Here is a 2,372-nt window from a genome sequence, read left to right on the forward strand (position 1 = left end):
TGCGGCGAGCGCCGGGCCTTTTGGCAGGCCGTCCGATACCTGTGCGGCAATGGCCTCGGCTTCGGCGCGGCTGAGGTCGCCGACCAGGGCTATGACCGCGTTGCTGCCGGTGTAGGCCTTGGCGTGGAACGCACGCAGCTGGTCGAGGGTAATGCCGGTGACGCTTTCGGCAGTGCCGTCGCTCGGGTGAGCGTACGGGTGATCGCCGTAGAGCTTGCCGAACAGCGCCTTGCCGGCAATCTTGCCTGGGTTCTGCTTCTCGTATTCGAAACCGGCCAGCATCTGGTTCTTGATGCGCTTGAGGGCGTCTTCCGGGAAAGTCGGTTTGCCGGCTACCTCGGAGAACAGCTTGAGCGCCGGCTCACGCTTGTCTTTGGCGCTGAGGCTGCGTAGCGAGGCCACGGCCATGTCGCGGTAGGAGCCGTTGCCAAAATCCGCGCCCAGGCCTTCGAAGCCCTCGGCGATGGCGGTCACATCCTTGCCGGCCACGCCCTCGTTGAGCATGGCGTTGGTCAGGGCTGCCAGGCCAGGTGTGCCGCCGTCCTGGCTGCTGCCGGCAGCGAAGGTTACGCGCAGGTCGAACATGGGCAGTTCGCGGGCTTCGACGAACAGCACCCGGGCGCCTTCGGCGGTGGTCCAGTGCTGGATGTTCAGCTCACGCCGGCTGGGTGCCTTGCCATCCAGTTCGGCCAGCGACTGCAACGTGTTGGCCGGGCGCGCGGCGCTGCTGTCGGCCTTTGCTGCGTTATCCGCCATGGCCGGGGTGACCAGCACTGCTGTCAGCGTCAGGGCGCGGATGCCCGTGGCCAGCAAGGTTGGGCGTGATGCGCGGCGATCACTCATGAGCGGACTCCTCGGGCAGTACATGGGCAACGCTCAGGCGTTCGCGGGTGAAGTAGGTGCGCGCGGCGTTCTGGATGTCCTGCGGGGTCACGCGCTTGAGCTCGTCCAGCTCGCTGTCGATAAGCTTCCAGGACAGGCCGACGGTTTCCAGCTGGCCAATGGTGGTGGCCTGGCTGCTGATGGAGTCGCGGTCGTAGACCAGGCCAGCGATGACCTGGGCGCGCACGCGTTCGAGTTCCTCGGCGCTGGGCGGTGTGGTCTTGAGTTCGTCAAGCAGCTGCCACACGCCCTTTTCGACATCGGCGAGGGTTTTCTGCTTTTGCACGTTCGGCGTGGCCGAGATCAGGAACAGGCTGTCGCCGCGGGTGAAGGCGTTGTAGCTGGATGAGGCGCCGGCTACCAGCTCCTGGCCACGCTCCAGGCGCGCCGGCATGCGGGCGCTGTAGCCACCGTCGAGCAGGGCCGAGATCAGGCGCAGGGCATGCACCGTGCGCGGCTCCTTGGCGGTGGGCAGGCCGGGGACGTTGAAGCCGTAGATCAGGCTGGGCAGCTGGGTGCGTACGTGCAGGGTCAGCTGGCGCTGGCCAGGCTCGGCCAGCTCCAGGGGCAGTTTGGCCGGCGGCACCGGGCGCTTGGGGATGGCGCCGAAGTACTTCTGCGCCAGGCCCTTGACCTCGTCGGCGGTGACATCGCCGACCACCACCAGGGTGGCGTTGTTGGGCGCGTACCAGGATTCATACCAGTGGCGCAGCTCCTCGACCTTCATGCGCTCCAGGTCGGCCATCCAGCCGATGGTCGGGGTGTGGTAGCCGCTGGCCGGGTAGGCCATGGCGCGGAACAGCTCGAACGCCTTGGAATTGGGCTGGTCATCGGTGCGCAGGCGGCGTTCTTCCTTGATGACCTCGATTTCGCGGCTGAACTCGTCGGCGGGCAGGCGCAGGCTGGCCAGGCGGTCGGCTTCCAGCTCCAGGGCTACCGGCAGGCGGTCGCGGGCCAATACCTGGTAATAGGCGGTGTAATCGTCGCTGGTAAAGGCATTTTCTTCGGCGCCGAGGTCGCGCAGGATGCGCGATGCTTCTCCGGGGCCGACTTTGGCGCTGCCCTTGAACATCATGTGTTCCAGCGCATGGGAAAGCCCGGTCTGGCCCGGGGTTTCATAGCTGGAGCCGACCTTGTACCAGATCTGCGAGACCACCACCGGGGCGCGGTGGTCCTCGCGCACGACCACTTTCAGGCCATTGTCGAGGATGAATTCGTGGGTGGGTTGCACATCGGCGGCCAAGGCCGCGAGCGGCAGGCAGAGCGTGCCGAGCAACAGGCCAGCGGCGCGGCGGGCTAGAGCATTCATACGGTGTTTAACCTGTTCGGCGGCCTGCTGGGTTTAGCGTCGGCGGGCCAGGAGATGCTAGGATACTGATCCGGTTGCCTGGCGACCATGCCTGTCGCCGTTCTGGCCCACAGGACACTTCGACAAAACGTTGCGCATGAACCAGCCGGCTTCAAGATAGTCTGTTCTGCGTAGAAAGAAT

General features: G+C 65.8%; 2 protein-coding genes. Both read right to left on the minus strand.

The window, feature by feature from the left end:
- On the minus strand, positions 1–843 hold an 843-nt coding region (locus tag HP546_RS29265), incomplete at its 3' end, for a pitrilysin family protein (RefSeq protein ID WP_172233067.1).
- On the minus strand, positions 836–2,191 hold the full coding sequence (locus HP546_RS29270) for a pitrilysin family protein (protein ID WP_172233070.1): 1,356 nt from the start codon (positions 2,189–2,191) through the stop codon (positions 836–838). The genes HP546_RS29265 and HP546_RS29270, both read right to left, overlap by 8 nt.
- Between the last annotated feature and the right edge of the window lie 181 nt (positions 2,192–2,372).

It is taken from the genome of Pseudomonas sp. CM25 (genome assembly GCF_013179705.1).
Classification (GTDB): domain Bacteria; phylum Pseudomonadota; class Gammaproteobacteria; order Pseudomonadales; family Pseudomonadaceae; genus Aquipseudomonas.